The sequence below is a fragment of the Mycobacterium sp. ABE4_509 genome (genome assembly GCF_056160785.1).
The window spans coordinates 1-6,963 of the sequence record NZ_JBSWXU010000208.1 but is presented as its reverse complement, the minus strand read 5'-3'; the positions used below and the strand labels follow the sequence as shown (position 1 = coordinate 6,963).

Sequence of the window (6,963 nt, the reverse complement as noted above, 5' to 3'; positions counted from 1 at the left end):
GTCACCGGCCACGCTGCCCCGGTCCCGGCGCGTCGACGTCCCCCGCGCGGTGGAACTGGCGCCGACGGTGCGTACCGCGGGGCTCGACGGCGCACTGCTGGCCTACGACGGGCAGCTCGTCGACGACGCCCGCCTGGTCACCGCAGTCGCCCGCACCGCCGCCCAGCACGGCGCACGCATCCTCACCCGGGTGGTGGCCTCGCAGGCGTCGGGCCGCGCGGTCACCCTGACCGACACGCTCACCGGGCAGACACTGCAGGTCGCCCCGCGCGCCGTCGTCAACGCCGCCGGGGTGTGGGCCGGTGAGGTGGACACGTCGATCGCCCTGCGGCCCAGCCGGGGCACTCATCTGGTCTTCGATGCCGAGGCTTTCGGAAACCCGGTTGCCGCGCTGACGATCCCGATACCGGGGGAGATCAACAGGTTCGTCTTCGCGATGCCCGAGCAACTGGGCAGGGTCTACCTCGGGCTGACCGACGAGGACGCTCCCGGGCCGATCCCCGACGTGCCCGAGCCGACACCGCAGGAGGTGTCGTTCCTGCTGGACACCGTGAACACGGCGCTGGCGGTCGGCCTGGGGCCCCGCGACGTCGTCGGTTCCTACGCGGGGCTGCGGCCGCTGGTGGACACCGGGCAGGGCAGTACCGCCGACGTGTCGCGCGAACACGCCGTGGTCGAATCGGCCTCGGGCGTGCTCAGCGTGATCGGCGGCAAGCTGACCGAATACCGCTACATGGCCGAGGATGTCCTGGATCGTGCCGTTCGGGACCGCGGGCTCAGCGCCGGGCCGTGCCGGACCCGCAATCTGCCGCTGGTGGGTGCCCCGGCCAACCCGGTGGCGACCCTGCGCACGCCGGCTGAGCTGCCGGGCTCGCTGGTGGCGCGCTACGGCGCCGAGGCGCCCAATGTCATCGCCCGAGCCTCGTGCGCCCGCCCGACCGAACCGGTGGCCGACGGAATCGACGTGATCCGTGCGGAATTCGAATACGCGGTGTCCCATGAGGGCGCGCTGACGGTGGAGGACATCCTGGATCGCCGGACCCGCATCGGGCTGGTCGCCGCCGACCGTACCCGCGCCGAACCGGCCGCCGCGGAAATCCTCGCCGAAACGGCATTCCAGCAGCGCAAGTTCGAGTAACGCAATGCCGGAATGCCATTTCGGCGGAAAGAGGCCTACAGCGGGATGTTCTTGTGGCGGCCGCGGCGGGCGGGGGCCTCGGCCAGCGCCTGGGTCAGCTTGGAGCGGGTGTGCGACGGATCGATCTTCTCGTCGACGACACCGATGTCGATGGCCGAATCGACACCGCCGGCGATCTTCTCGTGCTCCATGGCCAGCGCCTCGTGCAGCGACTCCCGCTCATGGTCGCCGGCGGCCGCCAGCTTCTTCTTGTGCAGAATGCCGACCGCGGCCTTGGCGCCCATCACGGCGACCTCGGCCTCCGGCCAGGCGAACACCTTCGTGGCGTTGAGCGAACGCGAGTTCATCGCGATGTAGGCCCCGCCGTAGATCTTGCGGGTGACCAGCGTGACCCGCGGCACCGAGGACTCACCGAACGCGTGCAGCAGCTTGGCGCCGCGACGCACCACGCCGCCCCACTCCTGATCCACCCCGGGCAGGTAGCCGGGCACGTCGACGATCACGACCAGCGGGATGCCGAAGGCGTCGCACAACCGCACGAACCGCGCCGACTTCTCCGCACTCTCGGAGTTCAGGCAACCGCCCAGACGCAGCGGGTTGTTCGCGATCACACCGACCGTGCGACCCGAGAGCCTGCCCAGGCCCACCACGATGGACGGGGCCCACTTGCCCTGGAACTCCTCGAACGGGACGCCGTCGTCGAGCAGCGCCTCGACCAGCGGGTGCACATCGTAGGCGCGCCGCGCCGACTCGGGCAGCAGCGCCTTGAGGTCGGTGTCCTCGGCCTCGGCCTTGGAGCGGTCGAAGATCCCCTGCTGGCAGAACAGGCCGACCAGGCGGCGGCCACGGGCGTAGGCGTCGAGTTCGTCGTCGGCGACGATGTGGCACACCCCGGACTTCTTGTGGTGGGCGTCCGGCCCGCCGAGCGAGGCCATGTCGACGTCCTCACCGGTGACGCTGCGCACCACGTCCGGACCGGTGACGAACACCTTGCTGTCCGGCGCCATCACGATGACGTCGGTGAGCGCAGGTCCATAGGCGGCGCCGCCGGCGGCGAAGCCCACCACCACCGAGATCTGCGGGATGTAGCCCGACGCACGGATCATCGCCTCGAAGACCAGGCCCACCGCGTGCAGCGCCTTGACGCCCTCGGCCAGCCGCGCACCACCGGAGTGCCAGATGCCGACGATCGGGCTCTGTTCCTCGATCGCGACGTCGTAGGCGTCGACGATGTGTTTGCAGCCGTCGACGCCCATGGCGCCGCCCATCACGGTGCCGTCGGTGCAGAACGCGACGGTGCGCACCCCGTTGACGGAGCCGGCGGCGGCCAGCACGCCGGAACGGTCCCGTTCGTGCAACAGCTCGACGGTGCCGTCATCGAAGAACGTGGACAGCCGCAGCAGTGGGTCGCGCGGATCCAGCGATTCTGCGGCAGCCTCGGGCGTCATCGTCGTCATGTGTTCTCCTGCCGTTTCAGTACTTGCCGAAGGCGAGTGCGACGTTGTGCCCGCCGAATCCGAACGAGTTGTTGATGGCGTATTCGTAGTTGCCCGGCCGCGGTACGCCGGCGACGACGTCCAGATCGATCTCGGGATCGAGGTTCTTCAGGTTCAGTGTCGGCGGCACGATGCCGTCGCGCAGCGCCTGCACGGTGAGGATCGACTCCACCGCACCCACCGCGCCGACCGAGTGGCCCAGCGCGGACTTGGGGGCGTACACCGCCGGGCGGTGCCCACCCATCGCGGTGTTGATGGCCTGGCCCTCGGCCACGTCGCCGACACTGGTGCCGGTGGCGTGCGCGTTGACGTGGTCGATGTCGGTGGGTTGCAGGCCCGCAAGCTGCATCGCCCGGGTCATCGCGAACCCGGCGCGCTGACCGTTGGGGTCCGGGGCGACCATATGGAAGCCGTCGGAGGTGATGCTCGCGCCCATCAGCCGGGCCAGGACGCGGGCTCCGCGGGCTTTGGCGTGCTCCTCGGTCTCGATGACCAGCAGCGCGCCCGCCTCGCCGAACACGAAGCCGTCGCGGTCCTTGTCGAACGGCCGGCACGCACCGGCCGGATCGTCGTTGTTGGTCGACATCACGATGCGCATCTGGGCGAAACCGGCGATCGGCACCGCCTCGATGCGCTGTTCGACGCCGCCGCAGATCGCGATGTCGGCCTCACCCAGCACGATGTTGCGCCAGGCCTGGGCGATGCCCTCCGAACCCGACGCGCACGCCGAGACCGGTGTCACGACACCGGCCTTGGCGTGGCGTTCCAGACCGACCACGGCGGACGGCCCGTTGGGCATGTACATCTGCACGGCCAGCGGGGACACGGCCTTGATGCCGCGCTCGCGCATGCCGTCGTAGGCGAACACCAGCGCCTCGGCGCCGCCGAGGCCCGTCCCGATCGACACCAGCAGACGCTCGGTGTCGACCTCGGGATTGCCGGCGTTCTCCCAGACCCGACGGCCCAGTACGGTCGACATCTTCTGCGGATACGACATCCGCCGGTTCTCGACCTTGGTCAGCTCGGAGTCGAACTCCTCTAGCAGGTGACCGCCGATCTTGACCGGCAGGTCGAACTCCTCGACGAACGGATCCTCCAACCGGCGGATTCCGCTCCTCCCCTCCAGCAGTGCGCTCCACGTCTCCTCAGCGGAGGTGGCGACACTGGTGGTCATAGCGATGCCTGTGACGACGACGTCCGGCAAACCGCTGCCTGTTGTCGGCGAAGCCATACTGAGCCGCGCGTCCTTTCTTGACTAGTCCCGTCTAATAGCGACCGAACGCCAGAGCCACATTGTGGCCACCGAAACCGAACGAGTTGTTGATGGCGTACGAGTAGTCGCCGTATCGAGGCTCACCCGCGACGACATCGAGATCGATCTCGGGGTCGGGCGTCTCGTAGTTCAGCGTCGGCGGGATGACCCCGTCCCGCAGCGCCAGAACCGTCAACAGCGACTCCAGTGCACCCACCGCGCCGATCGAGTGGCCCAGCGCCGACTTCGGCGCGTAGACCGCGGCGTGCTCGACGCCGGCGACCCGGATGGCGTTGGCCTCGGCGGTGTCGCCGATCGGCGTCGCGGTGGCGTGGGCGTTGACGTGGTCGATGTCCTTGGCGGACAGACCCGCCGTCTCCATCGCCCGCTTCATCGCCTGACCGGCCCGCAAGCCGTCCGACGCCGGAGCCACCATGTGGAACGCGTCGGAGGTGATGCCGGCGCCCATCAGCCGGGCCAGCGGCTTGGCGCCGCGGGCCTTGGCGTGCTCCTCGGTCTCGATGATCATCAGCGCGCCGGCCTCACCGAAGACGAAGCCGTCCCGGTTCTTGTCGAACGGACGCGACGCGCCTGCCGGATCCTCGTTGTTGGTCGACATCGCGCGCATCATCGAGAACGCCGCGATCGGCAGCGCCTCGATGCCGCCTTCGACGCCGCCACAGACGGCGAAGTCGGCGTCACCCATGACGATCTGGCGCCAGGCGTGGGCGATGGCCTCCGACCCGGACGAGCACGCCGACACCGGGGTGATGACCCCGGCGCGGGCGCCCAGCTCCAGGCCGGCGACGGCCGCGGCCCCGTTGGGCATGATCATCTGAACGGCCAGCGGCGACACCTTGCGGGGGCCGCCCTCGTTCATCGCGTCATAGGTTTCGACGATCTTCTCGCCGCCACCGAGACCGGTGCCGATGACCACCGCGAACCGGTCGGGGTCGACCTCGGGCTTCCCGACGTTCTCCCACAACCGGCCGGCCAGCAGCTTGGACATCCGCTGCACGTAGGACATCCGTCGCATGTCGAGTCGGCTCATGTGCTCGTCGACGTTGTCGACCAGATGGCCGCCGATGCGAACCGGCAGATCCCACTTGTCGACGAAATCGTCGGTGAGGACGCGGATGCCGCTCTCGCCTGCGAGCAGGCCCTTCCACGTGCTCTCGATGTCCGCGGCGAGGGCGGTGGTGGCCTCGACAGCGGTCACCACGACGTTGGGGAAACCGCCGTTAGCAGTGGAAGGACGAGTCACGCGCGATCCGATTCGATCTGCGCGCGGATGGCCGCGGCGGCTTCGGGGTTCTCTTCCTCGAGCTTCTGGATGTAGGAGACGACGTCGCCCACGGTGCGCAGACCGGCGAGGTCCTCATCGGGGATCTTCACGCCGTACTTGTCCTCGGTCTGCACGGCGATCTCGACCATCGACAGCGAGTCGATGTCCAGGTCGTCGACGAACGACTTCTCGGGGGTGACCTCCGAGGGCTCGATACCGGTGACCTCTTCGATGATCTCGGCGAGACCGGCGATGATTTCGTCCTGGCTGGCGGCCACAGTGGCTCCTTCTTACTTGTGTGTTTACAGAAACTTCTGACAGTGAGCTATGTACTTGTCAGCTGGCCGGCGCGCGGAGTGCTTCCGCGAGCCCGTCCAGGTCAGCGGGGGACTTGATGGCGTGGTTGGCCACCCCCCGAAGTTCGCGTTTGGCGATGCCCGACAGGGCGCCGGCCGGCGGGAACTCGACGATGGCCGAGACGCCCCGCTCCTTCATCGTCGCCGAGCACAGGTCCCAGCGCACCGGACGGGTGAGCTGGGCGACCAGCTTGGCCATCGCGTCGGCGGCCGAGGACACCGGGCGCCCGTCGGCGTTGGACAGCAGAGTGACCTGCGGCTCGGCCGGATCGATCCGGTCGGCCACCGTGGTGTACCCCGCCAGGGCGGAAGCCATGTATTGGGTGTGGAACGCGCCCGCGGTGGCCAGCTTGCGCACCCGGGCCTTCGCCGGCGGGTCCTCGGCCAGCTTGTCCAGCGCGGCCAGGGCGCCGGCCGCGACGATCTGGCCGGCCGCGTTGCGGTTGGCCGCAACCAGGTCCAGGGCCTCGAGCCGGGCCAGCACCTCGGCCTCGTCGCCGCCGAGCAGCGCCGACATCCCGGTGGGTTCCAGGGCGCACGCCTTGGCCATCTCCGCGCCGCGGGTGGCGGCCAGGCCGACGGCCTCGTCGGGGGAGATCACGCCGGCGATCGCGTACGCGGCGATCTCGCCGACCGAATGGCCCGCGGCGATGACCTCTTCGTCCCCGGTGAGCACACCCCGGTTGACCATCTCTTCGTGGGCGAGCAGGGTCGCGGCCACGACCAGCGGCTGCGTCACCGCGGTGTCGGTGATCTCCTCGGCGGTCGCCGTGGTGCCCAGGCGGGCCAGATCCAGTCCGCTGATCTCAGACCACTTGGACAGGCGCGCATCCGCGCCGGGCAGCTCGAGCCACTCGGCGAGCATGCCGGGGGTCTGCGAGCCCTGTCCGGGCGCAAGGAGAGCAAGCACTGTCTGATGCACGTCTCTAAGAGAACATTGTGAAGACGGATTTGCGCGGTGTAAGAGATTATGAACCTTGTCTTAGGTTTTTGTGGAATCTCAACAAATCGGCATGTGACGCGACGCCATCGAGACCGCTCCGCGACTCGTTACGTCCGCGGCGGGCCGGGAAGTGTGATCGGTGCAACACCGTTGGTCGCGGACGGATGGGCCTGGCGGGCCAGCCGGCCCACCGTGGAAGCCACCCGCAGGACGTAGGCATCGCGGGGCACCGTCGGGTCGCGGCCGGTGAAGTCGGCGATCCGCTTGAGGCGGTAGCGCACCGTGTTGGGGTGGACCACCAGCTTGCGCGCACACGCCTCGATGGCCCCGCCGGAGTCCAGATACGCGTCCAGCGTGTCGGTCAGCGCCGGACCGGCATCCGACAGCGGGCGCATCACCTCGGCCTCCAGTGCCGCCGCGGCGGTGGCGTCGCCCAGCAGCGCCCGCTCGGGCAACAGTGCGCGTGCCGACACCGGCCGCGGCGCACCCGCCC

Annotated in this window: 7 protein-coding genes; 1 reads left to right on the top strand and 6 read right to left on the bottom strand. The window is 69.4% G+C overall.

Annotation, left to right across the window (positions count from 1 at the left end; genetic code table 11):
* A partial coding sequence (locus tag ACXAID_RS26295; protein ID WP_475025118.1) for a glycerol-3-phosphate dehydrogenase/oxidase occupies positions 1 to 1,138 on the top strand: 1,138 nt, incomplete at its 5' end.
* Between the two features lie 35 nt (positions 1,139 to 1,173).
* On the opposite strand, the gene ACXAID_RS26290 is transcribed toward ACXAID_RS26295, so the two are convergent.
* The 6 genes from ACXAID_RS26290 to ACXAID_RS26265 all read right to left on the bottom strand — a co-directional run.
* A complete protein-coding gene (locus ACXAID_RS26290) occupies positions 1,174 to 2,595 on the bottom strand; it encodes an acyl-CoA carboxylase subunit beta (RefSeq protein ID WP_475025117.1) in 1,422 nt (473 codons plus the stop codon).
* Positions 2,596 to 2,611: 16 nt separating this feature from the next.
* The gene (gene kasB / locus ACXAID_RS26285; protein WP_475025116.1) at positions 2,612 to 3,865 is read right to left on the bottom strand and encodes a 3-oxoacyl-ACP synthase KasB; all 1,254 of its coding nucleotides are present in this window, start codon (positions 3,863 to 3,865) and stop codon (positions 2,612 to 2,614) included.
* A gap of 34 nt (positions 3,866 to 3,899) precedes the next feature.
* On the bottom strand, positions 3,900 to 5,150 hold the full coding sequence (kasA, locus tag ACXAID_RS26280) for a 3-oxoacyl-ACP synthase KasA (protein ID WP_475025115.1): 1,251 nt from the start codon (positions 5,148 to 5,150) through the stop codon (positions 3,900 to 3,902).
* Positions 5,147 to 5,449: a meromycolate extension acyl carrier protein AcpM gene (gene acpM / locus ACXAID_RS26275; protein ID WP_475025114.1), complete on the bottom strand. Its 303-nt coding sequence runs from the start codon at positions 5,447 to 5,449 to the stop codon at positions 5,147 to 5,149. The genes kasA and acpM overlap by 4 nt, the downstream gene beginning before the upstream one ends.
* A 58-nt stretch (positions 5,450 to 5,507) precedes the next feature.
* Entirely contained in the window at positions 5,508 to 6,437 is a 930-nt protein-coding gene (locus tag ACXAID_RS26270; RefSeq protein ID WP_475025119.1) for an ACP S-malonyltransferase, read from the bottom strand.
* 140 nt (positions 6,438 to 6,577) lie between these two features.
* Positions 6,578 to 6,963: PucR family transcriptional regulator (locus ACXAID_RS26265; RefSeq protein WP_475025113.1), on the bottom strand; the 386-nt coding region annotated here is incomplete at its 5' end.